General features: G+C 48.0%; 28 protein-coding genes and 1 tRNA gene. 27 read left to right on the forward strand and 2 right to left on the reverse strand.

Going from position 1 to position 25130, the window contains the following annotated elements:
* The first annotated feature begins 22 nt into the window (after positions 1–22).
* The 13 genes from tpiA to AC2T15_RS02500 all read left to right on the forward strand — a co-directional run bounded on the left by tpiA (position 23) and on the right by AC2T15_RS02500 (position 11920).
* Positions 23–781, forward strand: coding sequence for a triose-phosphate isomerase (gene tpiA / locus AC2T15_RS02440; protein WP_053101361.1), 759 nt, complete (start codon positions 23–25; stop codon positions 779–781).
* Between the two features lies 1 nt (position 782).
* Positions 783–1148 (forward strand): preprotein translocase subunit SecG, encoded by a 366-nt coding sequence (gene secG / locus AC2T15_RS02445; protein ID WP_486778652.1) that lies wholly within the window; start codon positions 783–785, stop codon positions 1146–1148.
* An 11-nt stretch (positions 1149–1159) separates the two neighbouring features.
* Positions 1160–1245: transfer RNA gene (locus AC2T15_RS02450), tRNA-Leu, on the forward strand.
* A 234-nt stretch (positions 1246–1479) separates the two neighbouring features.
* A complete protein-coding gene (rimP, locus tag AC2T15_RS02455) occupies positions 1480–1938 on the forward strand; it encodes a ribosome maturation factor RimP (protein WP_053101367.1) in 459 nt (152 codons plus the stop codon).
* 50 nt (positions 1939–1988) lie between these two features.
* Positions 1989–3470, forward strand: a complete 1482-nt coding sequence (gene nusA / locus AC2T15_RS02460) for a transcription termination factor NusA (RefSeq protein WP_053101369.1) — start codon at positions 1989–1991, stop codon at positions 3468–3470.
* Positions 3471–3497: 27 nt separating this feature from the next.
* On the forward strand, positions 3498–6068 hold the full coding sequence (infB, locus tag AC2T15_RS02465; RefSeq protein ID WP_486778653.1) for a translation initiation factor IF-2: 2571 nt from the start codon (positions 3498–3500) through the stop codon (positions 6066–6068).
* Positions 6069–6212: 144 nt separating this feature from the next.
* The gene (rbfA, locus tag AC2T15_RS02470) at positions 6213–6599 is read left to right on the forward strand and encodes a 30S ribosome-binding factor RbfA (RefSeq protein WP_053101372.1); all 387 of its coding nucleotides are present in this window, start codon (positions 6213–6215) and stop codon (positions 6597–6599) included.
* Positions 6600–6602: 3 nt separating this feature from the next.
* On the forward strand, positions 6603–7529 hold the full coding sequence (gene truB / locus AC2T15_RS02475) for a tRNA pseudouridine(55) synthase TruB (protein ID WP_486778654.1): 927 nt from the start codon (positions 6603–6605) through the stop codon (positions 7527–7529).
* Positions 7530–7651: 122 nt separating this feature from the next.
* Positions 7652–7921, forward strand: coding sequence for a 30S ribosomal protein S15 (rpsO, locus tag AC2T15_RS02480; RefSeq protein ID WP_053101374.1), 270 nt, complete (start codon positions 7652–7654; stop codon positions 7919–7921).
* A gap of 234 nt (positions 7922–8155) precedes the next feature.
* Positions 8156–10267, forward strand: coding sequence for a polyribonucleotide nucleotidyltransferase (gene pnp / locus AC2T15_RS02485; protein ID WP_053101375.1), 2112 nt, complete (start codon positions 8156–8158; stop codon positions 10265–10267).
* Between the two features lie 81 nt (positions 10268–10348).
* Complete coding sequence (locus tag AC2T15_RS02490; protein WP_286592940.1) at positions 10349–10531, forward strand: hypothetical protein; 183 nt, start codon at positions 10349–10351, stop codon at positions 10529–10531.
* Between the two features lie 32 nt (positions 10532–10563).
* Positions 10564–11325, forward strand: coding sequence for a metalloprotease LoiP (gene loiP, locus AC2T15_RS02495; RefSeq protein WP_286592938.1), 762 nt, complete (start codon positions 10564–10566; stop codon positions 11323–11325).
* 82 nt (positions 11326–11407) lie between these two features.
* The gene (locus tag AC2T15_RS02500; protein ID WP_486778655.1) at positions 11408–11920 is read left to right on the forward strand and encodes a SprT-like domain-containing protein; all 513 of its coding nucleotides are present in this window, start codon (positions 11408–11410) and stop codon (positions 11918–11920) included.
* A gap of 6 nt (positions 11921–11926) precedes the next feature.
* Here AC2T15_RS02500 and AC2T15_RS02505 read toward each other — a convergent pair whose 3' ends face one another.
* Both AC2T15_RS02505 and AC2T15_RS02510 read right to left on the reverse strand, forming a co-directional pair.
* Entirely contained in the window at positions 11927–13246 is a 1320-nt protein-coding gene (locus tag AC2T15_RS02505; RefSeq protein ID WP_286593126.1) for an ATP-binding protein, read from the reverse strand.
* Between the two features lie 56 nt (positions 13247–13302).
* A complete protein-coding gene (locus AC2T15_RS02510) occupies positions 13303–13980 on the reverse strand; it encodes a response regulator (protein WP_286592936.1) in 678 nt (225 codons plus the stop codon).
* Positions 13981–14136: 156 nt separating this feature from the next.
* Here AC2T15_RS02510 and AC2T15_RS02515 point away from each other — a divergent pair, with 156 nt between their 5' ends.
* The 14 genes from AC2T15_RS02515 to rlmN all read left to right on the forward strand — a co-directional run bounded on the left by AC2T15_RS02515 (position 14137) and on the right by rlmN (position 25108).
* Positions 14137–15291 (forward strand): pyridoxal phosphate-dependent aminotransferase, encoded by a 1155-nt coding sequence (locus AC2T15_RS02515; RefSeq protein ID WP_486778656.1) that lies wholly within the window; start codon positions 14137–14139, stop codon positions 15289–15291.
* Positions 15279–16088, forward strand: coding sequence for an amidohydrolase (locus tag AC2T15_RS02520; protein WP_486778657.1), 810 nt, complete (start codon positions 15279–15281; stop codon positions 16086–16088). Before AC2T15_RS02515 ends, AC2T15_RS02520 begins: the two co-directional genes overlap by 13 nt.
* A gap of 101 nt (positions 16089–16189) precedes the next feature.
* Positions 16190–16981, forward strand: a complete 792-nt coding sequence (locus AC2T15_RS02525; RefSeq protein WP_286592934.1) for an RNA methyltransferase — start codon at positions 16190–16192, stop codon at positions 16979–16981.
* On the forward strand, positions 16974–17768 hold the full coding sequence (cysE, locus tag AC2T15_RS02530) for a serine O-acetyltransferase (RefSeq protein WP_082238161.1): 795 nt from the start codon (positions 16974–16976) through the stop codon (positions 17766–17768). Before AC2T15_RS02525 ends, cysE begins: the two co-directional genes overlap by 8 nt.
* Before the next feature lie 106 nt (positions 17769–17874).
* Positions 17875–18372, forward strand: coding sequence for a Fe-S cluster assembly transcriptional regulator IscR (iscR, locus tag AC2T15_RS02535; RefSeq protein ID WP_053101384.1), 498 nt, complete (start codon positions 17875–17877; stop codon positions 18370–18372).
* 57 nt (positions 18373–18429) lie between these two features.
* On the forward strand, positions 18430–19644 hold the full coding sequence (locus AC2T15_RS02540) for an IscS subfamily cysteine desulfurase (protein ID WP_053101385.1): 1215 nt from the start codon (positions 18430–18432) through the stop codon (positions 19642–19644).
* 28 nt (positions 19645–19672) lie between these two features.
* The gene (gene iscU, locus AC2T15_RS02545; RefSeq protein WP_053101386.1) at positions 19673–20059 is read left to right on the forward strand and encodes a Fe-S cluster assembly scaffold IscU; all 387 of its coding nucleotides are present in this window, start codon (positions 19673–19675) and stop codon (positions 20057–20059) included.
* Positions 20060–20070: 11 nt separating this feature from the next.
* Positions 20071–20394, forward strand: a complete 324-nt coding sequence (gene iscA, locus AC2T15_RS02550) for an iron-sulfur cluster assembly protein IscA (protein WP_286592933.1) — start codon at positions 20071–20073, stop codon at positions 20392–20394.
* 2 nt (positions 20395–20396) lie between these two features.
* Positions 20397–20921, forward strand: a complete 525-nt coding sequence (gene hscB, locus AC2T15_RS02555; RefSeq protein WP_053101388.1) for a co-chaperone HscB — start codon at positions 20397–20399, stop codon at positions 20919–20921.
* A 38-nt stretch (positions 20922–20959) separates the two neighbouring features.
* Positions 20960–22822: a Fe-S protein assembly chaperone HscA gene (gene hscA / locus AC2T15_RS02560; protein WP_053108805.1), complete on the forward strand. Its 1863-nt coding sequence runs from the start codon at positions 20960–20962 to the stop codon at positions 22820–22822.
* Positions 22823–22826: 4 nt separating this feature from the next.
* Entirely contained in the window at positions 22827–23165 is a 339-nt protein-coding gene (gene fdx / locus AC2T15_RS02565; RefSeq protein ID WP_053101389.1) for an ISC system 2Fe-2S type ferredoxin, read from the forward strand.
* 29 nt (positions 23166–23194) lie between these two features.
* On the forward strand, positions 23195–23395 hold the full coding sequence (gene iscX / locus AC2T15_RS02570; RefSeq protein WP_096334868.1) for a Fe-S cluster assembly protein IscX: 201 nt from the start codon (positions 23195–23197) through the stop codon (positions 23393–23395).
* A 120-nt stretch (positions 23396–23515) separates the two neighbouring features.
* Positions 23516–23947, forward strand: a complete 432-nt coding sequence (gene ndk / locus AC2T15_RS02575) for a nucleoside-diphosphate kinase (RefSeq protein WP_053101390.1) — start codon at positions 23516–23518, stop codon at positions 23945–23947.
* A 24-nt stretch (positions 23948–23971) separates the two neighbouring features.
* Complete coding sequence (gene rlmN, locus AC2T15_RS02580) at positions 23972–25108, forward strand: dual-specificity RNA methyltransferase RlmN (protein WP_286592932.1); 1137 nt, start codon at positions 23972–23974, stop codon at positions 25106–25108.
* Positions 25109–25130 lie beyond the last annotated feature (22 nt).

Raw genomic sequence — 25130 nt, forward strand, 5'->3', positions numbered from 1 at the left:
TATTCTGATGGAGAGCCTACTAATGCGTCGAAAACTTGTAGCTGGTAACTGGAAAATGTTTGGTGAGCAAGCGCGGGTGAATGCATTAGTGGCGGAACTTGCGGCGCAAGATTTTAGTCAGGCTGCAGTGGATGTGGCGATTATCCCAGGCTTTATCAATTTACAGTCTGTACAACAGCAACTAGCTGATACTGGGATTGAGTTAGGTGCGCAAGATTGTGCTGAGCAGCTAGAGTATGGGGCCTTAACGGGTGAGGTAAGTGCGCTGCAGCTGGCAGAGCTAGGTTGTCGCTATGTTTTAGTCGGGCACTCAGAGCGCCGTGCATTGCAATCTGAGTCAGATCAGGTAATATGCCGCAAGTTTATCGCTGCGCAAAAAGCAGGTTTAATCCCTATTTTATGTTTGGGTGAAACCTTGGCTCAGCGTGAAGCAGGTTTAGCTACGGCTACTGTGTGTGAGCAATTGGAAGCGGTGATGGAGCAGGTTGGAGTAGATGCTTTTGAGCAAGCCGTGATTGCCTATGAGCCGGTTTGGGCAATTGGCACAGGCTTAACTGCAACACCTGAGCAAGCCCAAGAGATTCATCAGCAGATTCGTCAGCGAGTAGCTGAAGAGTGCAGCGACGTTGCAGCTCAAGTACAGATTCTCTATGGCGGTAGTGTTAAGGCAGCCAATGCAGCCGAACTATTTGCTATGGCTGATATTGATGGGGGGCTAGTCGGTGGTGCCTCTCTGGATGCCAAAGAATTTAGCGCTATTGTTAGCGCGCTAGGAAACTAACATGTTAGAAAACGTTATTATTGTTGTGCATTTGTTGGCTGCACTGGGTGTGGTCGGTTTTGTTTTAATTCAGCACGGTAAAGGTGCTGATGCGGGTGCTTCCTTTGGTTCGGGCGCATCAGCGACGGTATTCGGTTCGCAAGGCTCGGGCAGCTTTTTAAGTCGTACCACTGCTGTGTTGGCAACGATTTTCTTTGCCTCAAGCATGGTGTTGGCTTACTACGCGAAAGATCGTGCAGCATCAGTTTTTGATTTAGGTGTGCCTGATCCTTCAGTGTTAGAAGTGCCGAAGCCTGCTGTGGAAGATGTGCCGCAAATTCAAACTCAGGAAAAGCTTGATTCGGCGGATGTGCCTGTGGTAGAGTGACGCACGTTTTTGCCGAGGTGGTGGAATTGGTAGACACGCTACCTTGAGGTGGTAGTGGCCTAAGGCTGTAGGGGTTCGAGTCCCCTTCTCGGTACCATACAAAAAAGACCCGCAATCGCGGGTCTTTGCGTATACTAAGGGCTTAGATGATCTGTGTTATAAGACCTGTCATCAGCTTAAGCAGATAAAGCTTAAGCCGTAATAGTTATTAGTTATCTCTAGAGCCCCGGTTATTAGGGGCTTTTTATTGGCTGTTTGAAATAAAAAATAGCCATCTTGATGGGCACAGTGCCCATTTTTTATTTATCCACTTACCTATTTAGGAGGGCGAATGACAAGCAGGCTAGACCAGCTGCAAGCCATGCTAGCCCCTGTGATTGAAGGGCTTGGTTACCGCTGTTGGGGAATTGAGTTTATTTCTCAGGGACGACATTCGTTGTTACGCGTCTATATTGACAGTGATCAAGGTATTTTTATTGATGACTGCGAGAAAGTTAGCCGTCAGATTAGTGCGGTGATGGATGTTGAAGATCCAATTTCAAGCGAGTACACCTTAGAAGTATCTTCTCCTGGAATGGATAGACCGTTATTTACGTTAGAGCAGTACGCAGCGCACGCTGGCGATGTAGTGAAGATTCGATTGCGTACACCCTTTGAGGGGAAGCGTAATGTACAAGGGCTTTTGCAAGGTGTGGAGGATGATGAGGTCGTGGTGCGGGTTGAGCAGCACGAGTATCTGTTCCCCATTGAGCAAATTGATAAAGCAAACATTGTTCCTCAGTTTGAATAACTTGAGATAACAATCGCCAGTCCAACGGATTGTGCAAGACGAGGCAAGTAATGAGTAGAGAAATATTACTGGTCGTGGAATCAGTATCAAATGAGCGCGGCGTGCCCCCTGGAGTTATTTTTGAAGCTCTAGAGGTAGCGTTGGCGACTGCTACTAAAAAGCGCTACGACGAAGAAGTGAATATTCGGGTAGAGATTGATCAGAAAACCGGAAACTACGATACCTTCCGTTCATGGGTTGTGGTAACCGATGAAGAGCTGGATGATCCGGCCTTCCAAGTAACTGAAGATATGCCGAAGGCGATTGAGCATAACGCTAAAGTCGGTGAGGTAATCGAAGAGCAGGTTGAGTCGATCGAGTTCGGTCGTATTGCAGCGCAAACGGCTAAGCAAGTGATCGTACAAAAAGTACGTGAAGCAGAGCGTGCGCAAATGGTTGAAGCTTACCGCAGTAAAGTGGGTGAGATCCTGTTTGGCACGGTGAAGAAAGTTACGCGCGACAACATCATTGTCGATTTAGGCAATAACGCTGAGGCGCTCTTAGCCCGTGAAGAAGTGATCCCACGGGAAACCTTGCGCGTAGGTGCCCGTATTCGTGCTTTATTGAAAGAAATTCGCACTGAAAACCGTGGTCCACAGCTGATTTTATCGCGTACTGCCAATGAAATGCTGATGGAGCTGTTTCGTATTGAAGTTCCGGAGATTTCAGAAGGCTTGATCGAAATTATGTCTGCAGCACGTGACCCTGGTTCACGAGCAAAGATTGCAGTACGTTCTAAAGATAAGCGGATTGATCCGCAAGGTGCCTGTATTGGTATGCGCGGTTCGCGGGTACAAGCTGTATCTGGCGAGCTAGGTAACGAGCGTGTGGATATTGTGCTGTGGGATGACAGCGATGCCCAGTTTGTGATTAATGCCATGGCACCGGGTGAAGTAACGGCGATTATCGTCGATGAAGATGCACACTCCATGGATATTGCTGTGCCTGAGGATAAGTTGGCTCAGGCCATTGGACGTGGTGGTCAAAACGTGCGGTTGGCTAGTCAGTTAACTGGATGGACCTTAAACGTCATGACAGAAAAGGATATTCAAGCGCGTCAACAGGCTGAAACAAGTGATTTGTTACAGTTATTCATCAATGAATTAGAAATTGATGAAGATCTGGCTCAGGTTCTAGTGGATGAGGGCTTCTCTGATTTAGAAGAGGTGGCTTATGTCCCAATGGAAGAGATGCTAGATATTGATGGGTTTGATGAAGAGTTAGTAAATGAGCTGCGTAAGCGCGCCAAAGACCGTTTATTGGTACGTGCGCTAGCGACGGAAGATAAACTGGCAGAGGCCCAACCGGAGCAAGATTTACTAGACCTTGAAGGGGTCAGTAAAGAGCTAGCCGTTGAGCTTGCCGTTCGCGGAGTGCTCAGCCGCGAAGACCTAGCCGAGCAGTCGATTGATGACTTGCTCGAGATCGAGGGCATGGACGAAGACCGTGCCGGCAAACTAATTATGGCCGCCCGCGCCCATTGGTTTGAATAAGCACTAGCGGTCTGAGGAGATAAGAGCATGACTCAAGTCACGGTTAAAGAGTTGGCCCAAGAGGTCAATATGTCAGTTGATCGTTTGCTGGAGCAAATGAAAGAAGCTGGTTTGTCGCATCAGAGCGCCGAACAAACAGTAAACGATACTGAGAAACAAAAGTTACTGAGTTACTTACAGGCAGTGCCTGGTAAAACCAGTGAGCGAAAAATTACTTTGCAGCGTAAAAAAACCAGCACTATCCGTAATCCGGGTAGCAAGGCGATTAGCGTTGAAGTGCGCAAAAAGAAAACCTTTGTGCAGCGTAGCGCCGAAGACATCGAAGCCGAAAAGCGTTGCGAGCAAGAAGCTCAGCGAGCAGCTGCTGAGAAAGCAGCGGCAGAAAAAGCGGCAGCAGAAAAGCGTGCCGCCGATGAAGCCAAAGCTAAAGCTAAAGCTAAAGCGGAAGAGCGCGAGAAAGAGCGGGAAAAAGCCCTAGCGCAGAAAAAAGCGCAAGAAGCCCCGACCATTAAAGCGGTAGAAATTACTCCGCGCGCCGCAGAGCCAGCGCCAGAGCCTAAAGCCAAACCTGCTGCTAAGGTTGAGCCTAAGGTAGACGTTGAGCCAGAAGCGGCTCCAGCAGTCGCTGAGCGTAAAAAAGAAGAGCCGCGTCGTGCTCGTCGGGAAGAAGATGAGCGTCGTGAGCGTAAGCCTGCAGCTGCCCGTCCTGCGCCTAAAGGTAAAGTATCGCCACGCGTAATTGATGGTGATGATGATGGCTTTGGTCGTCGTGGTGGCCGTGGTGGCCGTAATCGTCAAAAGAAACGTTCTAATCAGCATGGTTTCCATACCCCAACGGGGCCGATTGTGCGTGAAGTACAAATTGGTGAAACCATCACCGTAGCTGATCTCGCCGACCAGATGTCCGTTAAAGGCGTGGAAGTGGTTAAGTTTATGTTTAAACTTGGCTCGCCAGTGACCATTAACCAAGTCTTAGATCAGGAAACTGCCATTTTGGTGGCCGAAGAGATGGGACACAAGGTCAAGCGCGTCAGTGATGATGTGATTGAAGAGCAGCTGGCTGAATCCTTGCAAATGGAAGGTGAAGCAATTCACCGTGCGCCTGTCGTGACTGTGATGGGCCACGTTGACCATGGTAAAACCTCATTACTCGACTACATTCGTCGCAGTAAAGTGGCAACCGGTGAAGCAGGCGGTATTACTCAGCATATTGGTGCGTACCATGTGAAAACCGAAGGCGGTATGGTGACCTTCTTGGATACTCCAGGTCACGCAGCCTTTACTGCGATGCGTGCTCGTGGTGCGAAAGCGACCGATATTGTAATTCTGGTAGTGGCTGCAGATGATGGCGTGATGCCACAAACCATTGAGGGGATTCAGCACGCGAAAGCGGCTGGTGTACCTTTAATTGTTGCAGTGAACAAAATTGATAAGCCAGAGGCTGATCCCGATCGGATTAAAAACGATCTGGCTGCCCACGATGTGATCCCAGAAGAATGGGGTGGCGATACTCAGTTTGTTCATGTTTCGGCGAAACAAGGTACTGGTATCGATGAGCTGCTAGAGGCGGTATTACTACAAGCAGAAGTGCTTGAGTTGACCGCTATCCCAAGTGCTTCAGGCCGCGGTGTAGTCATTGAATCCCGTTTAGATAAGGGTCGTGGGCCTGTGGCTTCGATTCTGGTGCAAAACGGAACCTTACATCAAGGCGATATGGTATTAGTAGGAGTTAACTACGGTCGTGTTCGTGCCATGTTGGATGAAAATGGTCAGGCAATTAAAGAAGCTGGCCCATCGATTCCGGTAGAAATCTTAGGTTTAGATGGTACGCCTGAGGCCGGTGATGAGATGACCGTTGTCGCTGATGAGAAGAAAGCCCGTGAAGTGGCATTATTCCGTCAGGGTAAATACCGCGAGGTTAAACTGGCCCGTGCCCATGCAGGTAAGTTAGAAAATATCTTCGAAAGCATGGGGCAAGAAGAGAAGAAGACCCTGAACGTGGTTATTAAAACTGACGTTCGCGGTACTTTGGAAGCCCTGCAGTCCTCTTTAACTGAGCTCGGTAACGATGAGGTTCAAGTTAACGTGGTAGCGGGTGGTGTCGGTGGTATTACTGAAAGTGATGCTAACTTAGCTTTAGCTTCTAATGCGGTGATCTTTGGCTTTAACGTACGTGCGGATGCCGGTGCGCGTAAAATTGTTGAAACCGAAAGTCTTGACATGCGTTACTACAACATCATCTACGACATTATTGAAGACGTGAAAAAAGCACTTTCAGGTATGCTCGGTAGTGATGTTCGTGAAAACATCATCGGTGTGGCTGAAGTGCGTGATGTCTTCCGCTCACCAAAAATTGGTGCAATTGCCGGTTGTATGGTGATTGAAGGCCATGTTTTACGTAGCCGTCCAATCCGCGTGTTGCGTGATGATGTGGTGATCTTTGAGGGCGAGTTGGAATCTCTGCGTCGCTTTAAAGATGATGTAAACGAAGTGCGTTCAGGCATGGAGTGCGGTATCGGCGTTAAGAGCTACAACGACGTAAAAGTTGGTGACAAGATCGAAGTATTCGAGAAGGTCGAAGTGGCCCGTACGCTGTAATCGTTACACGGTTACAGGAGCGGCAAGTGTCGATTTAGGGAAACCTTTATCGCGCTTGCCGCTCATTATTTGTAGCGATAAAAAGTACTATAGCGACTAATCTAAAACAAAGATTAAAGCGCACTTCTTATTAGGCAGGTTGATATGGCAAAACAATACAGTAGAACCCAGCGGATTGGCGATCAGATGCAGCGTGAGCTAGCCACTATGATTAGCCGTGAAGTGAAAGATCCGCGCTTAGGCTTTATTACCATTACGGCAGTTGATGTGACCCGTGATCTTGGGCATGCCAAGGTGTTTATTACGGTAATGGGTGATAACACTGCAGAACAGATTCAGAGCAACTTAGATGTGCTTAACGATGCGGCTGGCTTTTTACGCATGCTGCTGGGTAAAGCCATGAAGCTGCGTACTATTCCGCAGCTGCATTTTCATTACGACAGCAGTATTGAGCGTGGCGCGCACTTGTCAGCCTTGATTGATAAAGCTCGCGCTGCAGATAAACAGTTAATCAGCTCAGACGAGGAGTAATCTGTGGCGCAGCAGATCAAACGTAAACGTCGCAATGTCAGTGGCATTATTTTGCTCGATAAGCCGCTAGGCGTTAGTTCTAATGGTGCTTTACAAAAAGTGCGTTGGCTGCTGAATGCCGCTAAAGGTGGGCATACTGGCAGTTTAGATCCGTTAGCCACTGGCGTACTGCCGTTATGTTTTGGTGAGGCAACAAAGTTTTCGCGTTATTTATTAGATGCCGACAAAACCTATGAAACGGTAGTTCAGCTAGGCGCTACGACAACTACGGCAGATGCCGAAGGCGAGGTCTTAACCCAGGCTGCGGTTAACTGCGATGTAGCACAAATTGAAACAGCATTGGCGCAGTTTCGGGGTGATATTTTACAGGTGCCACCGATGTATTCGGCGCTGAAAAAAGATGGTCAGCCGTTGTATAAGCTAGCGCGCAGTGGCCAAGTGGTTGAACGGGAGCCCCGTCCAGTGACGATTTTTAGCTTGGAACTGTTGGCTTTTGATTCTGCTGTTAACCAACTTAGTTTGCGTGTGCATTGCAGTAAAGGTACCTATATTCGTACTCTAGCTGAAGATATTGGCGCAGCTTTAGGTTGCGGTGCCTATGTAGCTAAACTACGTCGTACCCAAGCGGGGCCCTTTACTTTAGAGGGTGCAGTAACCGTTGCTGAGCTTGAGCAGTTGCATGAGCAACAGGGGGCTGAGGCGTTAGATCAATTTCTAATGGCTTGTGATAGTGGTTTGCATCATTGGCCAGTGATTAGTCTAACTGAAAGTAGCAGTTACTATTGGTTGCAGGGGCAGCCAGTGCGAGCTCCGGGCGCGCCTGCTTTTGGTATGTTAAGAGTGCGTAATGCTGAGCAAGAGTTTATCGGTATCGGTGAAATAGATGAAGATGGACTAGTTGCGCCAAGACGAGTAATTCGTACAGAATAGAATTTAATTCTAGGGTATACTAGCAACCCAGGTTGGCTGTTGGCAGGCACGGTCAAACCTTTATTTTTAGCACAAGGTAAAGCTCAGGCTTGCCTTGGCCTGTCCCAAACTAGGAGCCCATCATGGCACTAAGCGTAGAAGAAAAAGCCCAGATCGTTAACGATTACAAGCAAGCAGAAGGTGATACCGGTTCTCCAGAAGTGCAAGTTGCACTGCTGACCGCTAACATCAACAAGCTACAAGAGCACTTTAAGGCCAACAAAAAAGACCACCACTCACGTCGTGGTTTGATTCGTATGGTTAACCAACGTCGTAAATTACTCGACTACTTAAAGGGCAAAGACTTAGGTCGTTATAGCTCGTTAATTGCTCGTTTAGGCTTACGTCGCTAAGACGTCTTAGACGATGATTGAGAGCCCGAAGTTAGTTTAGCAGTTGATTGACTGTTAGCGCTTCGGGCTTTCAGTTTGGATGCCTTGAGTTCATAGTTTTAAGTTAAGCAGTTTATAAAAGTAAGTCACACTTGATCAGCACCTAGGTGCAGAGTAAGTGGCATAAGAAATAACAGGGCCGATACCCGTTTTTCTTACAATTTCCCCAAGGGTAACAAAGAGAAGGAACAATCCGTGAATCCGGTGATTAAGCAATTTCAATTTGGTCAGTCGACCGTTACGCTTGAAACAGGTCGCGTTGCGCGTCAGGCTTCAGGTGCTGTATTAGTTAGTGTTGATAACGATGTCACAGTATTAGTGACTGTGGTTGGCGCTAAGCAAGCCGATCCAGGCAAAGATTTTTTCCCGCTGTCTGTGCATTATCAAGAAAAAACCTATGCTGCGGGTAAAATTCCTGGTGGCTTCTTCAAGCGTGAAGCGCGTCCATCAGAGAAAGAAACTTTAACCTCACGTTTAATTGACCGCCCAATTCGTCCGTTATTTCCAGAAGGATTTAACAACGAAGTGCAGGTGATCTGTACTGTAATCTCTACCAGTAAGAAAACCGATCCCGATATCGCAGCGATGTTAGGTACTTCTGCAGCGTTAGCTGTTTCAGGTATTCCATTTGCTGGTCCAATCGGTGCCGCGCGAGTGGGCTTCCACCCTGAAGCGGGTTACTTGCTTAACCCAAGCTATGAGCAAATGGCTGTGTCTAGTTTAGACATGGTAGTAGCCGGTACTAAAGACGCGGTATTAATGGTTGAGTCAGAAGCTCAAGAGTTAACCGAAGATCAAATGCTCGGTGCGGTACTTTTTGCCCACGACGAGTTCCAGGTGGCGATTCAAGCGATTAATGAGTTTGCTGCTGAAGCTGCTAAGCCACGTTGGGATTGGCAGCCACCAGCTGAAAACACGGCATTACTTGAAGCAATTAAAGCAGAGTTTGGCGCGGCTATTTCAGAAGCCTACACCATCACGATCAAGCAAGACCGTTATGCTCGTTTAGATGAATTGCGCTCTCAAGTGATTGAACGCTTTGCGAGCGAAGAAGAAGGTCAGCCATGTGAAGCAGAGGTGAAAGAAGCCTTTGGTATCATGGAATACCGCACGGTTCGTGAAAACATCGTTTCAGGTAAGCCACGAATTGATGGCCGCGATACCAAAACAGTTCGTCCACTAAACATTGAAGTGGGTGTATTAGATAAAACCCACGGTTCAGCGTTATTTACCCGTGGTGAAACCCAGGCTTTAGTAGTGGCCACTTTAGGTACTGCACGTGATGCACAGCTGCTTGACACCTTAGAAGGTGAAAAGCGCGACCACTTTATGCTGCACTACAACTTCCCTCCATACTCGGTAGGTGAGTGTGGCCGCATGGGTGCTACTGGTCGTCGTGAGATTGGTCACGGTCGTTTAGCCCGTCGTGGTGTTCAAGCCATGCTGCCAAGTGACACTGAGTTTCCGTATACCATTCGTGTGGTATCGGAAATTACTGAGTCTAACGGTTCAAGCTCCATGGCTTCCGTGTGTGGTGCTTCATTAGCATTGATGGATGCGGGTGTACCAATGCGTGCTCCGGTAGCCGGTATCGCCATGGGTCTGGTTAAAGAAGGCGAGAAATTTGCTGTATTAACCGACATCTTAGGTGATGAAGACCACTTAGGTGATATGGACTTTAAAGTAGCAGGTACCGCTAACGGTGTCACAGCACTGCAAATGGACATTAAAATCCAAGGTATTACTGAAGAAATCATGGAAATTGCGTTAAACCAAGCCCATGAAGCGCGTCAGACTATTTTGGATCAAATGAACCAAGTGATTGCGACCTCGCGTACTGAATTATCTTCAAACGCACCGACGATGATCGCGATGAAGATTGACCAAGATAAAATCCGCGATGTGATTGGTAAAGGTGGGGCGACGATTCGCGCGATCTGTGAAGAAACCAATGCTTCGATTGATATTGAAGACGACGGCTCAATCAAAATCTTTGGTGAAACTAAAGAAGCGGCAGAAGCTGCGAAAGCACGTGTTGAAGGCATTACCGCAGAAGCCGAGATCGGCAAGATTTACCTGGGTAAGGTAGAGCGTATTGTTGACTTCGGCGCCTTTGTTAACATTCTTCCAGGTAAAGACGGCCTAGTGCACATTTCTATGCTGAGCGATCAGCGGGTAGAAAAAGTGACTGACGTGCTGAAAGAAGGTGAGCAAGTTGAAGTATTAGTTGTTGACGTAGATAACCGTGGCCGCATTAAGCTATCGATTAAAGACGTGGCAGCAGCTAAGGCTAACCAAGCCGAGTAAACACTTGCTGGCTTGACTCAAGCGCAAAGGCCCGATAATTTTATCGGGCCTTTTTTGTGGCTGTGAAAGATGAGGTGAGCGATGCGCGAAACCGATGAGCAGATAGCCTTAGAGCAAGCACTGGCTAAGCAAAATCAAGTACAAAATCCAGTCGAGCAAGTGCAAGCCATGCGTAAGCAACAACTGGATGTGTGTGCCCTTAAGCGTAGTGATGCGATTGATGAGCTGTTAAAGAGTGCGCTAGAGCCTACTCAAGAGCAATAATCAGTTGTTAATAAATAATAGTAAGATAACAGATGCTTAAACAATCCAAGCGACTGCTGCTAAGTGCAGCTCTGGGCTCAGTATTAGTGACCGGCTGTTCGGGAATGTCCAGTGAGGGGCTGATTGAGTCCGGTATGTTGGGGGTGAAAGCCTTAACCTTTAGTGATGCCGAAGCCCGTGAGCTGGCAAACGCTGCCTGTGCTGAAATGGATGCGCAAGCTAAATTGGCGCCAAGTAATAGTGCTTATACCCAGCGCTTAGCCAAAATCTCCCAGCGTCTAGGGCAAGAGGCAGGTGGGGTAGCGCTAAACTATAAGGTCTATCAAAATCCAGAGCCTAACGCATGGGCGATGGCCAATGGCTGTATTCGGGTGTATAGCGGTTTAATGGATCTGATGACCGACAACGAGATTGAAGGAGTACTAGGCCATGAAATTGGCCACGTCGTCTTGGGTCATACTAAAAAGCATATGCAGGTAGCCTACGCTACAGCTGCCGCGCGTACTGCTGCAGCAAGTGCTGGTAATGCTACAGTGGCTCAGCTTTCCCGTTCACAGTTGGGAGATATAGGCCATAAGTTAATTGATGCGCAGTTTTCTCAAGCACAAGAAACTGCGGCGGATAATTATTCTTTTGAGTTGTTAACTCAACGCAATATTGATCGTCGTGGCTTGGTCAGTGCATTTGAGAAGCTAGCAGAGTTAGGCAGCGGTCAGAGCAGCTTGTTCAGTAGCCATCCGGGGGCCAGTGCCCGTGCCGCAGCGATGCAGCAGCGGATTGATCGGCAGAAGTAATACGCACTATCAGTAATGAATGAGTGACCGATAAAGCGCTAAGCCTAACTCTGCTTAGCGCTCAAGGTTAAGAGGTAAGAGCATGCAGGTTATTGTTGATGCTGTGGAACAGTGCTTTTTACGCGCTGAGGCTCACTTTAAGCAACGCTTTACCCGTCCAGTGATTAGCCTGCAACTCAGTGGTAAAAGTGCCGGTATGGCCCATATCACGCAGAACAAATTACGTTTTAACGAAGGAATTTATCGACTGCAGCCCGAAGGCTTTGTCGTGCAAACAGTGCCCCATGAAGTGGCACATCTAATTGCTTATCGGGTATTTGGCTTGGGTATTAAGCCCCATGGCAGCGAGTGGCGATATGTTATGCAGCAGGTGTTTCAACAGCCGGCTAACCGCACCCATAACTTTATTGTGCCCAGCTCCCATAAGCCCAAAAAACGCTACCTCTATCAGTGTGCTTGTGCGTCTAATGGACAGCATTTTCTGACAGGGCAGCGCCATGCCTTGATTACCCAGAAAAATTATCGTTATTTTTGCCAGCGCTGTCGTGCTGAGCTAAGTTTTGTTCGGGCTGCGGCGGTGGTGGTTAACCAATAGCTTGGTTTAACTTAGGGGAAAAGTCATACGAAAGGCTGCACCGCCTAACACTGAGTCTTCTAAAAACAACTGTCCTTGATAACTTTCAATAATATCTTTAACTACAGCGGTGCCAATACCTTGCCCAGGATACTGGGTATCTAAGCGCTCTCCGCGCTGCAAAATGCGTTCGCGCTGATCGTAAGGTACGCCCGGACCATCATCTTCTACGCTAAGTTCGCAGTAGCCATCTAGGACATGACCGCTGATTTTAATATGGCCAATACATAGGCGATAGGCGTTTTCGAGTAAGTTGCCTAAAAGCTCCAGCAAGGCATCGTGTTCGATCGGCAGCATGAGCTGCTCAGAAAAGTCTTTTTCGATGGTGACAGATTTATCGCGATACACTTTATTGAGTGCTTCCGTGAGGCTTTCTAAAATCGGTGCTAAGGCTACACGGTGACGGACTAAGCCGCTTTTGCGTAAGCTAGCGCGTTGTAATTGATAGCTGATTTGCTGATTCATGCGAGAGATTTGAGTTTGTACGGTACGGACTTGCTCACGATTACTGCCTTGCTTGTCTAGCACTTCACTGGCGCCTTGGAGTACCGCCAATGGTGTTTTTAGACTGTGCGCTAGATCATCTAATGAGTTGCGATAGCGCTGGCTTTGGTGGCGCTCGCTTTCTAATAAGCGGTTGAGTGAGCGGGTTAATCGAATCAGTTCACGGGGATGATGATCACTTAGGGCATTGCGGGCACCGGCTTCAATTTCATCTAGCTCGGCACTGATGCTGCGCAAACTGCTAATACCCCAGCTTAATCCCAGCCATAAAAAGCTAATTAGCACCAGCATTGAGGCGCCCAAACCAAGCACAAGATGGCGCCGCAAATTACGAAACATGTGCTTATAGTCGCTGACTGCTTGCATGGTCACGATACTTAGCGCGGCACTTTTACCGCGCAGTAAATCGATTTCTACGTCATAGACATAATATTCACGGCCATGGGCATCTTTGACCCGTAAAAACTCATGGCCTCGGCCATCATAGCGAGGTTGATAATTAATATTTTCTTGATTGGTGGATGAAGATTTCCATAGCAAGTTACCTTCATGGTCATATATAAGCCCCAGCTGTTTGGAGCTGAGTAGCTCATATTCCTCATCTGGTAACTTTTGCGGCATATGTAACTTGCCATCAATGACGCGGGTAGCAGAAATAATTGCGCTGGCATCGGCAGCTAAGCGTTGTTCGATCGACTCCTCTAAAGCGACAATAAACACCCGCTGTAATGCAGGCATCAAGGCCAGCACAAAAAGCAGGGTGATGACGCTGGCACCTAGCATCAGCCGAGTGCGTAATGAAAAGCCGCTGGCTTTACGTTTTTTAGGCAGTAGGCGTCTCAACGACAGGCCTCGGTAAAGATATAGCCAAGACCACGCACGGTTTCAATGGGTCTGAAGTCGTCATGGGCCTCGAGTTTGCGCCGCAAGCGCCCAACTAAGACCTCAATTACGTTGGGGTCGCGCTCTTCATCATCGGGGTATAGCTGCTCCATTAAACGGACTTTGGAGATTACCTGCTGATGATGGCGCATTAAGAACTCTAAAATTCGATACTCATAGGCAGTCAGACTTAAAGGCTCTTGATTGAGTGTGGCTTGCTTGCGGTGAATATCTAGCACTAAAGGTCCTGCTTCAATATTGGATTGCACAAAGCCAGAAGAACGGCGCAATAGCGCATTTAAACGCGCTTCCAGTTCTTCAAACTGAAACGGCTTAACCACGTAATCATCGGCACCGGCCGCCAGTCCCACCACCTTATCTTGCCAACTGCCACGTGCCGTTAGAATTAAGATTGGAAAAGTATAGTGCTCTGATCGTAACTGCTCAATGAGTTCTAGGCCATTCATGTGTGGTAGGCCCAGATCAATAATGGCTAAGTCATAGTTGTACTCAGCAGCATGAAACAGGGCATCTTCGGCGTTGGCGACAGCAGAAACTACATGGCCTTGCTCGCCGAGACGGGTATACAGGTGGTGACGCAATAATGCTTCATCTTCAACCACCAATATTTTCATGACTGACTCCCAAAGTGTTTTTATTAGAATATGTGTATATGTTTAAGTAATGACGACTATCTGGATCAATAAATAGCGCCTATGATGCCAAACTATCACTGAACCTGGCCTGAACTTTGCAAGCCGCGCGGATTTAACCTTGACGAGACACTGCACATGCTCACCTTGAATAGCAAGTTACCCCATGTCGGAACCACGATTTTTGCCCAAATGTCACAACTGGCGCTGCAACATCAGGCGCTGAATTTAGCCCAAGGTTTTCCAGATTTTCCTGCGCCTGAGCCATTATTAGCCGCATTAGGTAAGCATGCTTTAGCAGGGCAGAATCAGTATGCGCCTTTAGCCGGCTTGCCTGAGTTACGTGAGCAGGTTGCAGCCAAAATAGCCCGCTTGTATCGCCAGCAGGTATCGGCTGAACAGGAAGTAACCATTACACCTGGTGCCACCGAGGCAATTTTTTGTGCGATTCAGGCCTTTGTTGGGGCGGGGGATGAGGTGCTGGTGTTCGATCCTTGCTATGACAGTTATGAGCCGAGTGTGCAGCTAGCCGGTGGCTACTGTATTCATTTACCTTTGCGTTTGCCTGAATTTCAAATTGATTGGCAGCAGGTAGCTGAAGCTATTAGTCCTCGCACGCGGATGATTATTTTAAACAGTCCGCATAATCCCAGTGGTGCGGTGATGAGTCATGAGGATTTGCTGCAGCTGACGGAGTTGGTGCGCGATACCAATATTATTATTTTAAGTGATGAAGTGTACGAGCATTTAGTATTTGATGGGGCGTCACATCAAAGTGTATTGGCCTATGAAGAGTTATATGCCCGTAGTTGTGTGGTGAGTTCGTTTGGCAAAACTTATCATGTAACAGGCTGGAAGACAGGGTATATCGTAGCGCCTGCCCAGTTAACTGAAGAAATTCGCAAGGTGCATCAGTTTGTGAACTTCTGTGGCGTGACCCCGGTACAGTATGCCCTAGCCGATTTTATGCGCGCTCATCCCGAGCATGTCGATGAGCTTCCGAGCTTTTATCAACAAAAGCGTGATCATTTGTGCCAGCTTTTAAAGCCTTCGCGATTTAAATGGGTGCCAACCCAAAGCACTTACTTTCAGTTACTGGATTATTCAGCCATTCAGCCAACATTTTCTGATTTACAGATGACTGAATGGTTAGTGAAAGAGTGTGGAATTGCGGCGATTCCGTTATCGGTGTTTTATCAACAGCCGCCCGCTGAACAGCGCTTAATTCGGATTTGCTTTGCCAAACAAACTCACACGCTAGATCAAGCAGGAGCCTTATTGTGTCAGATTTAATGTTAAAACCTGATTTACGTTTAGCTATTGTTCAGGGCCCCATGGTGTGGCAGAACATTCCGGCCAATCTTGAATACTACGCAAAATTACTCAAGACCTTAGCTACGCAGCCTGCGGTGGACTTAATTGTGCTGCCAGAGATGTTTAATACCGGCTTTAGTATGGAGTCAGCTAAGTTGGCTGAGCCGATTGATGGACCAACCACCCGTTGGTTGCAGCAGCAGGCAGCATTATATAACGCAGTGATTTGCGGTAGTTTTATTGTGCAAGTAGGTGATCAAGATTATCGCAATCGGCTGCTTTGGGTGCAGCCTGACGGGCACTATCAATATTATGATAAGCGCCATTTATTTCGTATGGCAGGTGAGCACCAGTATTTTACTGCCGGAACAGAGCAGCTGCAGCTTGAGTTAAAGGGCTGGCGTATTCGTCCGTTGATTTGTTATGACCTGCGTTTTCCAGTTTGGAGTCGAGACCCAGAAACCACAGACTTACTAATTTATGTGGCTAACTGGCCTGCCGCACGGCGTAATGCGTGGAATCGCTTATTGCCGGCAAGGGCAATTGAAAATCTGTGTTATGTGGCTGCCACCAACCGCACAGGCCAAGATGCTCAGGGTTACCCCTATAGTGGCGATAGTCAGGTGCTGGACTTTATGGGTGAGCCATTGGTTGAAGCTAGTGATCGTGAGGGTGTTTTTGTCACTCAATTATCAGCGCAAAAACTAGCGGCCTTTAAGCAAAAATTCCCGGCCTATTTAGATGCTGATGCTTTTAGCCTAAATCGATCAAATTAAGGCAGATAGGAGTTTTTTGTGACAGTGGCCCCTGCTCTTAGGTAAAATGCCGCATTTGATTTTTTAGCGCTCGGTGTGAGCGCAGCGGCCGAGGAGCTTCTGTGTTAGATAAGATTCGCGTGGTACTGGTTAATACCAGTCATCCAGGAAATATTGGCGGCGCGGCGCGCGCTATGATGAATATGGGCTTGAGCCGCTTGGTACTGGTGCAGCCGCAGAAGTTTCCTAGTGGCGAAGCAGTAGCACGGGCCTCCGGCGCGGTGGGGATTTTAAATAACGCCAGGGTGGTAGACACCTTAGAGCAGGCACTGGAAGGCAGTCATGTCGTGTTTGGTACCAGTGCACGTATTCGTTATATTTCCCTGCCTACCGTTGATCCGCGGGGCTGTGCTGAGCAAAGCTTGAAGCAAATTCAACAAGACAGTGATTGTGAAATCGCTATTGTCTTTGGCCGCGAGCATGCAGGCCTGACCAATGAAGAGTTGCAGCAGTGCCATTATCGGGTGCAGGTGCCAACTAATCCTAACTTTAGCTCCTTAAACCTTGCTACCGCTGTGCAGGTAGTGGCGTATGAATTGCGTATGCAGTGGTTAGGTTTAACCGAGCAAGCAAGCGGCCTTGAGCATCAAGCGCCAGAAGATCTACCCGAGTCAGAAAAATTGGCCAGTCATGATGAGCTTGAGCGCTTATTTGAACACTTAGAGCAGGCTTTGATTGATATTGAGTTTTTAGATCCGGCTAAACCCAAGTTGTTGATGTCTCGCTTGCGGCGACTCTATGGTAAGGCACACCTACAAAAGTCCGAAGTTAATATTTTACGTGGTATCTTAACCGAAACACAAAAAGCGGCCCGTGGCGAACTGATTAATCGAGGTAAAACACCCCATGCTTAAACGAATGCGAGAAGATATTCAAAGCGTATTTCATCGTGATCCTGCTGCTCGGCATGCGTTTGAGGTGTTAACTTGTTATCCAGGGCTGCATGCGGTGTGGCTGCATCGAGTGGCGCATTGGTTATGGACTAAAAATTGGAAATGGCTGGCGCGGGTGATTTCTAATTTAAGTCGTTGGTTAACCGCCATTGAAATTCACCCAGGGGCTAAAATTGGTCGTCGCTTCTTTATCGATCATGGAGTAGGAATTGTAATCGGTGAAACTGCTGAGATTGGCAATGACGTTACCCTTTATCAGGGAGTTACGCTCGGTGGTACCAGTTGGAACAAAGGTAAACGTCACCCGACCCTAGAAGATGGGGTAGTCGTGGGTGCAGGAGCCAAGGTGCTTGGGCCTTTTACTGTCGGCGCTGGCGCTAAAATCGGCTCGAATGCAGTGGTGACTAAGGCAGTGCCCGCAGGGGCAACAGCCGTTGGGATTCCTGGGCGCATTATTGAAAAGGCCAGTGATGAGCAAGCCGCTAAACGCCAAGCCATGGCTGAGCGTTTTGGTTTTGATATGTACGCTGTAGGTCAGGATATGCCTGATCCCGTAGCGCACACAATTGGTCAAATGCTCGATCATTTAGCGGCAGTGGAAGAGCGTCTAGAAGGTATGTGCGGTGCTTTAACTGAGCTGGGGAGTGACTTCTGCGCTAAAGAGCTACCCGACTTACCGAGTAATCCATTAAATGGTAGTGATGATTCAGAGACTGCCAGTGCCGATCAGGTAACGACTCGCGAGTAAATAACGCTCTAGGACTATAGTTGAGTGCTTTACTGGGATATATACTTGACTTAAATGCTAGGGTATTGCATGCTGAGTGCCATGTTTAATGCGTATGGTGTTTGTTATGCGGCTGACCACTAAAGGACGTTATGCAGTAACAGCGATGCTTGATCTAGCGATTAACGCTGGTCAGGGTCCTGTTTCATTGGCTGACATATCCGAGCGTCAAGGCATATCACTGTCTTATCTTGAGCAATTATTTGCTCGACTGCGCCGTAGTAATTTGGTGAGCAGTGTGCGTGGCCCTGGTGGTGGTTATCAGTTGGCTCGGGCACAGCAAGAGATTCAAGTGGTGCAGGTGATTGATGCGGTTAACGAGTCGGTTGATGCGACACGTTGCCAAGGCCAAGGGGATTGCCATCAAGGTGGTAAGTGTTTAACCCACCACCTGTGGTGTGACCTAAGCCAACAAATTCATAATTTTTTAAGTAACATCAGTTTGGCAGATCTCATGGCACGTAGTGATGTGCAAGAGGTTGCTCAGCGCCAAACAAGTCAGGCGGCTTATAAAAAAGAGCCAGCCAATACTTTACAAGAAATACGTACCGCTGCTGTTGAGTAATGCATAAGTAAAGCAACCGATACAGCGGGTAGCCAGACTGATTGAGGAGAAGTGCAAATGAAATTACCGATTTACCTAGACTACTCGGCAACTACGCCAGTAGATCCACGCGTAGCAGAGAAGATGATTGCCTGTCTCACCATGGAGGGTAACTTTGGTAATGCGGCTTCTCGTTCGCATATTTACGGCTGGAAAGCCGAAGAGGCAATTGAAGAGGCGCGCCGCCAAGTCGCTGATTTAATTCATGCGGATCCGCGTGAGATTGTCTGGACTTCAGGTGCTACCGAGTCGGATAACTTAGCGATCAAAGGTGTGGCGCACTTTTATGCTTCTAAAGGTAAGCACATTGTTACCTCAAAAATTGAGCATAAAGCAGTGTTGGATACGTGCCGTCAGCTAGAGCGTGAAGGTTATGAGGTAACCTACATTGACCCCACCGAAGAAGGGATCGTCACGCCTGAAATGGTTGAGCAAGCGCTGCGCGATGACACTATTTTAGTGTCGATTATGCACGTGAACAACGAAGTGGGAACCATCAATGATATCGCCGCAATTGGTGAGCTGACGCGTGCCCGCGGTATCATTTTCCATGTGGACGCTGCTCAGTCAGCTGGTAAAGTTGAAATTAACATGGAAACCATGAAGGTGGACTTGCTGTCCCTTTCAGCGCACAAAATGTATGGCCCCAAAGGTATTGGTGCGCTCTATGTTCGTCGCAAACCACGTATTCGCTTAGAGGCACAAATGCATGGCGGTGGACATGAGCGTGGTATGCGTTCAGGTACTTTAGCTACTCACCAGATCGTTGGAATGGGTGAAGCGTGCCGCATTGCTAAGGCGGAAATGGCTGAAGAAAATGCACGGATGAAACAGTTAAGTGAGCGTTTTTACAGCCATGTAAGTGACATGGAAGAGCTCTACCTGAATGGCAGTCAGACCCAGCGAGTGCCGCATAACTTAAACCTTAGCTTCAACTATGTTGAAGGTGAGTCATTAATTATGGCGCTAAAAGATATGGCCGTGTCTTCAGGTTCAGCCTGTACTTCAGCCTCTTTAGAACCTTCGTATGTATTGCGTGCTTTAGGCCGCAATGACGAGCTAGCACACAGTTCTATCCGCTTTACTTTTGGACGTTTCACTACTGAAGAAGAAGTGGATCGTGCGGCGAGTCAAATTAAAGAAGCAGTGAATAAACTGCGTGAATTATCACCACTTTGGGATATGCATAAAGACGGCGTAGACCTAAGTCAAGTGGAATGGCAAGCGCATTAATGCGTGCCTATGAGTGAGGAAGAGTAAAATGGCATATAGCGATAAAGTTTTAGATCATTACGAGAACCCACGTAACGTAGGCAAGCTGGATGACAGTGCAGAAAACGTTGGAACCGGCATGGTGGGTGCACCTGCTTGTGGCGACGTGATGCGTTTACAAATCCAAGTGGGTGACAACGGCGTTATTGAAGACGCTAAGTTCAAAACCTACGGCTGCGGTTCAGCCATTGCATCAAGCTCGTTAGCAACCGAGTGGATGAAGGGCAAAACCCTTGAGGAAGCAGAGCAAATCAAGAACACCACCATTGCCGAAGAGCTGGCGTTGCCACCAGTGAAAATTCACTGCTCGGTATTGGCTGAGGATGCGATTAAAGCTGCAGTACGTGATTACAAACAGAAAAAAGGCTTAGTCTAAGGAGTGCCCCAATGGCCATTAGCATGACAGAAGCAGCAGCTAGTCATATCCAACGTTCATTGATTGGGCGTGGAAAAGGATTAGGGATTCGGCTTGGAGTGCGTACAACTGGCTGTTCAGGAATGGCATACGTTTTGGAGTTCGTTGATGAACTGCAAACTGAAGACCAAGTATTTGAAGAGTATGGCGTTAAGGTGATAGTTGATCCTAAAAGCTTAGTGTACTTGGACGGTGTACAGCTCGACTTCGTTAAAGAAGGGCTGAATGAAGGCTTCAAGTTCACCAACCCTAATTCGCGCGGTGAGTGCGGATGCGGCGAAAGCTTTAGTGTTTAATTATGACTGACGCGCCTAACTACTTTGAGCTCTTATCCTTAACGCCTAGTTTTGAAGTGGATCTTTCAAAACTAGGCGCAGATTATCGAGCGCTCGCAAAAACTGTACACCCAGACCGTTTTGTGTCTGCTTCCGATACTGAGCGTCGTGAAGCCTTGGCGAAAGCCGCGAGCTTAAACGATGCTTATCAAACGCTCAAAAATACGACCTCTCGAGCACTGTATTTATTGGCTTTGCAAGGACGTCCTGTCTCCACTGAAACCACCATTCAAGATGGTGAGTTTTTATTTCAGCAGATGCAGTGGCGCGAAGAATTAGAAGATCTCCAAGCATTGGCTAGCTTTGATGCAATTGCTCCCTTTAAGCAGCGTTTAACTCAGGCACGCGCCGAGTTAAATCAGTTGTTCGCCGCAGTTTGGCAAGATCCTGAGCAGTTAGAGCTGGCTGAAAAGTACGCCAGACGCATGCAGTTTTTAGATAAGCTAACAACCGAAATCAGACAGCTTGAAGAGCGTTTGGACGATTAACCTGCACCTGAAGTCGCAGGTGCCTGATGATGAAAGTTATGGCCTTACTACAAATAGCTGAACCAGGACAAAGCCCGCAACCCCACCAACGTAAGTTGGCCGTAGGGATTGATTTGGGTACCACTAACTCGCTCGTTGCTACCGTGCGCAGCGGTGTTGCTGAACCTATCGCTGACCTAGAGGGTAATAAATCACTGGCTTCAGCAGTGCGTTATCACGCGGATCGAGTGGAGGTAGGTGCCAGTGTTCGACAGACTGCGGCGCAAGATCCTTTAAACTCCATTTTATCGGTCAAGCGAATGATGGGGCGAGGGCTGGCCGATATTCAGCAGTTGGGTCAGCAAATGCCCTATGAGTTTACTGCGGGTGACTCTGGTATGCCCTATATTCAGACGGTGCAAGGTGCTAAGAGTCCGGTAGAAGTTTCGGCACAAATCTTAACGGTGTTACGGCAGCGAGCGGAGCAAGCCTTAGGTGGTGAGCTAGTTGGAGCGGTGATTACCGTGCCGGCTTATTTTGATGACGCTCAGCGTCAAGCTACCAAAGATGCAGCTAAGGTAGCTGGTATTACCGTTTTACGCCTATTAAATGAACCGACGGCAGCGGCGGTGGCTTATGGTTTAGATCAGCAGGCCGAAGGTATTGTGGTGATCTATGACTTGGGCGGCGGCACCTTTGATGTATCTATTTTGCGCTTAACCCAAGGGGTGTTTGAAGTATTAGCCACCGGTGGTGACAGTGCTTTAGGTGGTGATGACTTTGATCATGCTATTGCTAACTGGCTAATTGAACAAGCCGGAGTCTCAGATGACTTAACGCCCGCTGCCCAGCGCGAACTGTTGCAGCAGGCTTGTGCAGCTAAAGAAGCGTTAACCGAGCAATCGCAAGTAGCCGTAAGTTTTGCTGGCTGGCAGGGTGAATTGTCCCGTGAGCAGCTCAATCTATTACTCGAGCCCTTGGTCGCGCGCAGTTTGCGTGCGTGCCGACGGGCAGTGCGCGATGCGCAGATTGAGTTGGATGAAATCAGTAATGTGGTGATGGTGGGGGGTTCCACCCGTGTGCCCTATGTCCGTCAGCAAGTCGGTGAGCAATTTGCTTGCGAGCCGTTAACCTCGATTGATCCAGACCAAGTAGTAGCTATTGGTGCCGCAAGACAGGCCGATGCTTTGGTTGGAAATCAACAGGGTGATGAGTTGCTGTTGTTGGATGTGATTCCATTGTCCCTTGGTTTAGAAACCATGGGTGATCTGATGGAAAAAGTAATTCCACGCAATAGCACTATTCCGATTGCCCGAGCACAAGAGTTTACGACCGCCAAAGATGGGCAGACAGCGATGATGATCCATGTGGTTCAAGGGGAGCGTGAGCTGGTAAGTGATTGTCGATCTTTGGCACGTTTTGAACTACGTGGTATTCCGCCGATGGTAGCGGGCGCAGCAAAAATTCGCGTAACCTTTCAGGTCGATGCCGATGGTCTGCTCAGCGTGAGTGCGCGCGAAGTGAACTCTGGAGTAGAAGCTAGCATTGAAGTTAAGCCTTCTTATGGTCTAGGTGATGATGAAGTAGCCCGTATGCTTCAAGAATCATTTGAGTTTGCTGAAGCCGATAAACAGCAACGTGCATTGCGTGAGTTTGTGGTTGATGCCGAGCGTTTAATTGATGCGGTACAGGTGGCGTTAGCCGCTGATGGTGAGGCGCTATTAGCGCCAACTGAACAAGCAGAGATTGAGCAGGCCATCAGCAAGTTACAGCAGGCGATTAGCCAAGCAGATGCTGGAGCGATTCAGGCGGCAACTCAGCACTTATCCAAAGCCACTGACGAATTTGCCGCCCGCCGTTTAGATCGTACCGTAAAAGCTGCCTTAACCGGTCGACAGTTAACTGAACTAGAGAGTGATTAGACAGATGCCACAGATTATATTTTTACCCCATGAAGAACTCTGTCCTGAGGGAATGGTGGTTGACGCTAACCCAGGTGAAACAGTAATAGAAGCCGCTCTACGTAACGGGATTGAGATTGAGCACGCGTGCGAAATGTCCTGTGCCTGCACCACTTGCCATGTGATTATTCGTGAAGGTTTTGCCAGCATGGAAGAGTCTGATGAGTTAGAGGACGATATGCTGGATAAGGCCTGGGGACTAGAGCCTGACTCGCGTTTGTCGTGTCAGGCGGTGGTTGCTGATACAGATTTAACCGTGGAAATTCCAAAGTACACCATTAACCAGGTGTCTGAGCGCCAATAAGGCCAGTTTAGCGTTGAGGAGAAAAGGCTATGGGACTGAAATGGGTTGATGTGCAAGAAATCGCCATCCAGTTAAGTGATCTGCATGAAGAGATTGATCCGCGTTACATTAACTTTGTCAAGCTGCGTCAGCTAGTGCTAGAACTACCAGAGTTTGAGGATGATCCTGAGCGCAGTGGCGAGCGGGTATTAGAGGCAATTCAGGCGGCCTGGATCGAAGAGTTGGACTAATTTTCCCCAGTTAACCGGTTAAATTGTATAAAGCCTTTGCGTACCCTACGCATTTATCTTGAACCCGCGTATAATTCGCGGGTTCACTTTTTGTGTCCTATTTTATTTGGAGTTTTAACAATGGCAGTTCAACGCACTTTTTCTATCATTAAGCCTGACGCAGTTGCTAAAAACGTGATTGGTGAAATCACCACGCGTTTTGAGAAAGCGGGCTTACGTGTAGTGGCATCAAAAATGGTTCAGCTCTCTGAGCGCGAAGCGGGTGGTTTCTACGCTGAGCACAAAGAGCGTCCTTTCTATGGTGACCTCGTTAAGTTCATGACTTCAGGTCCGGTTATTGTGCAAGTATTAGAAGGCGAAAACGCGATTGCCAAAAACCGTGAATTAATGGGTGCGACTAACCCTAAAGAAGCAGAAGCGGGCACTATTCGTGCAGATTTTGCTGAATCAATCGATGAGAACGCAGTACACGGTTCAGACTCAGAAGCGTCTGCAGCCCGTGAAATTGCTTTCTTCTTCGCTGAAATTGAACAGTGCGATCGCATTCGTTAATTTTAGTTAAGTAGAGATGAATCCATGACATTAGCAACACAGCAGAAAACCAACTTATTGGGCTTAACTAAGCCGCAAATGGAAGCGTTTTTTGAATCCATTGGTGAGAAGCGTTTTCGCGCCGGTCAAGTAATGAAGTGGATTCATCACTTTGGCGTCGATAACTTCGACGACATGAGCAACATCAGTAAGGTGTTGCGTGATAAGTTAAAACAAACAGCGATCATTCAGGGACCTGAAATCGTTAGCCAAGATATTTCCGCAGATGGCACCCGCAAGTGGGTGATTCGGGTGGCTTCAGGTAGCTGCGTGGAAACTGTGTATATTCCGCAGGCAGGGCGCGGCACTTTATGTGTGTCTTCCCAAGCTGGTTGCGCCTTGGATTGCAGTTTTTGCTCTACCGGTAAACAAGGTTTTAATAGTGACCTAACCGCCGCAGAAATTATTGGTCAGGTATGGGTGGCTAATAAGTCTTTTGAAGGTTCAGTCCCGGCTACCGTTGATCGAGCCATTACTAACGTCGTGATGATGGGCATGGGCGAGCCCTTATTAAACTTTGATAATGTTGTATCAGCCATGACACTGATGATGGATGATCTGGGCTACGGCATTTCTAAGCGCAAAGTGACTTTATCTACCTCGGGGGTGGCCCCGATGATTGATCAGTTAGGTGAAGTAACTGATGTTGCTTTAGCCTTATCGTTGCATGCGCCGAATGACGAGTTGCGCAATCAGTTGGTACCGATTAATAAAAAATATCCATTGGCGGTAGTGCTGGATGCGTGTAAGCGCTATATGGATAAGTTAGGCGAAAAGCGTTATCTGACTATTGAATACACGCTATTAAAAGATGTGAATGATTTACCTGAGCATGCCGAGCAAATGATTCAACTGCTGCGTCATGTGCCTTGTAAAATTAACTTAATTCCTTTTAACCCCTTTCCGTACTCGGGTTATGAGCGCCCTAGCAATAACAGTATTCATCGCTTTAAAGAGCTATTAATCGAAGCGGGTTATAACGTGACGGTGCGCCTAACCCGTGGCGAAGATATTGATGCCGCTTGCGGTCAGTTAGTGGGTAATGTACAAGATAGAACCCGAAGAAGTGAGCGTTACATTGCCATACGCCAGCTGGCCTCTGAAGTGGAAGTTAAGCAGTAAATAGAACAGCAGTGGAGAGAAC

The sequence above is a fragment of the Thiopseudomonas sp. SA1F2-1K genome (assembly GCF_057443035.1).

What these genes read in the sequence shown, in the direction of transcription:
- hscA (WP_053108805.1), top strand. Translation starts at nt 20,960, where the DNA reads ATGGCCTTACTACAAATAGCTGAACCAGGACAAAGCCCGCAACCCCAC.
- AC2T15_RS02490 (WP_286592940.1), top strand. Translation starts at nt 10,349, where the DNA reads ATGCGCGAAACCGATGAGCAGATAGCCTTAGAGCAAGCACTGGCTAAG.
- hscB (WP_053101388.1), top strand. Translation starts at nt 20,397, where the DNA reads ATGACTGACGCGCCTAACTACTTTGAGCTCTTATCCTTAACGCCTAGT.
- ndk (WP_053101390.1), top strand. Translation starts at nt 23,516, where the DNA reads ATGGCAGTTCAACGCACTTTTTCTATCATTAAGCCTGACGCAGTTGCT.
- rbfA (WP_053101372.1), top strand. Translation starts at nt 6,213, where the DNA reads ATGGCAAAACAATACAGTAGAACCCAGCGGATTGGCGATCAGATGCAG.
- AC2T15_RS02505 (WP_286593126.1), bottom strand. Translation starts at nt 13,246, where the DNA reads ATGCTAGGTGCCAGCGTCATCACCCTGCTTTTTGTGCTGGCCTTGATG.
- secG (WP_486778652.1), top strand. Translation starts at nt 783, where the DNA reads ATGTTAGAAAACGTTATTATTGTTGTGCATTTGTTGGCTGCACTGGGT.
- iscU (WP_053101386.1), top strand. Translation starts at nt 19,673, where the DNA reads ATGGCATATAGCGATAAAGTTTTAGATCATTACGAGAACCCACGTAAC.
- rimP (WP_053101367.1), top strand. Translation starts at nt 1,480, where the DNA reads ATGACAAGCAGGCTAGACCAGCTGCAAGCCATGCTAGCCCCTGTGATT.
- iscR (WP_053101384.1), top strand. Translation starts at nt 17,875, where the DNA reads ATGCGGCTGACCACTAAAGGACGTTATGCAGTAACAGCGATGCTTGAT.
- AC2T15_RS02500 (WP_486778655.1), top strand. Translation starts at nt 11,408, where the DNA reads ATGCAGGTTATTGTTGATGCTGTGGAACAGTGCTTTTTACGCGCTGAG.
- tpiA (WP_053101361.1), top strand. Translation starts at nt 23, where the DNA reads ATGCGTCGAAAACTTGTAGCTGGTAACTGGAAAATGTTTGGTGAGCAA.
- AC2T15_RS02540 (WP_053101385.1), top strand. Translation starts at nt 18,430, where the DNA reads ATGAAATTACCGATTTACCTAGACTACTCGGCAACTACGCCAGTAGAT.
- fdx (WP_053101389.1), top strand. Translation starts at nt 22,827, where the DNA reads ATGCCACAGATTATATTTTTACCCCATGAAGAACTCTGTCCTGAGGGA.
- rlmN (WP_286592932.1), top strand. Translation starts at nt 23,972, where the DNA reads ATGACATTAGCAACACAGCAGAAAACCAACTTATTGGGCTTAACTAAG.
- loiP (WP_286592938.1), top strand. Translation starts at nt 10,564, where the DNA reads ATGCTTAAACAATCCAAGCGACTGCTGCTAAGTGCAGCTCTGGGCTCA.
- iscX (WP_096334868.1), top strand. Translation starts at nt 23,195, where the DNA reads ATGGGACTGAAATGGGTTGATGTGCAAGAAATCGCCATCCAGTTAAGT.
- rpsO (WP_053101374.1), top strand. Translation starts at nt 7,652, where the DNA reads ATGGCACTAAGCGTAGAAGAAAAAGCCCAGATCGTTAACGATTACAAG.
- iscA (WP_286592933.1), top strand. Translation starts at nt 20,071, where the DNA reads ATGGCCATTAGCATGACAGAAGCAGCAGCTAGTCATATCCAACGTTCA.
- AC2T15_RS02515 (WP_486778656.1), top strand. Translation starts at nt 14,137, where the DNA reads ATGCTCACCTTGAATAGCAAGTTACCCCATGTCGGAACCACGATTTTT.
- AC2T15_RS02510 (WP_286592936.1), bottom strand. Translation starts at nt 13,980, where the DNA reads ATGAAAATATTGGTGGTTGAAGATGAAGCATTATTGCGTCACCACCTG.
- infB (WP_486778653.1), top strand. Translation starts at nt 3,498, where the DNA reads ATGACTCAAGTCACGGTTAAAGAGTTGGCCCAAGAGGTCAATATGTCA.
- nusA (WP_053101369.1), top strand. Translation starts at nt 1,989, where the DNA reads ATGAGTAGAGAAATATTACTGGTCGTGGAATCAGTATCAAATGAGCGC.
- cysE (WP_082238161.1), top strand. Translation starts at nt 16,974, where the DNA reads ATGCTTAAACGAATGCGAGAAGATATTCAAAGCGTATTTCATCGTGAT.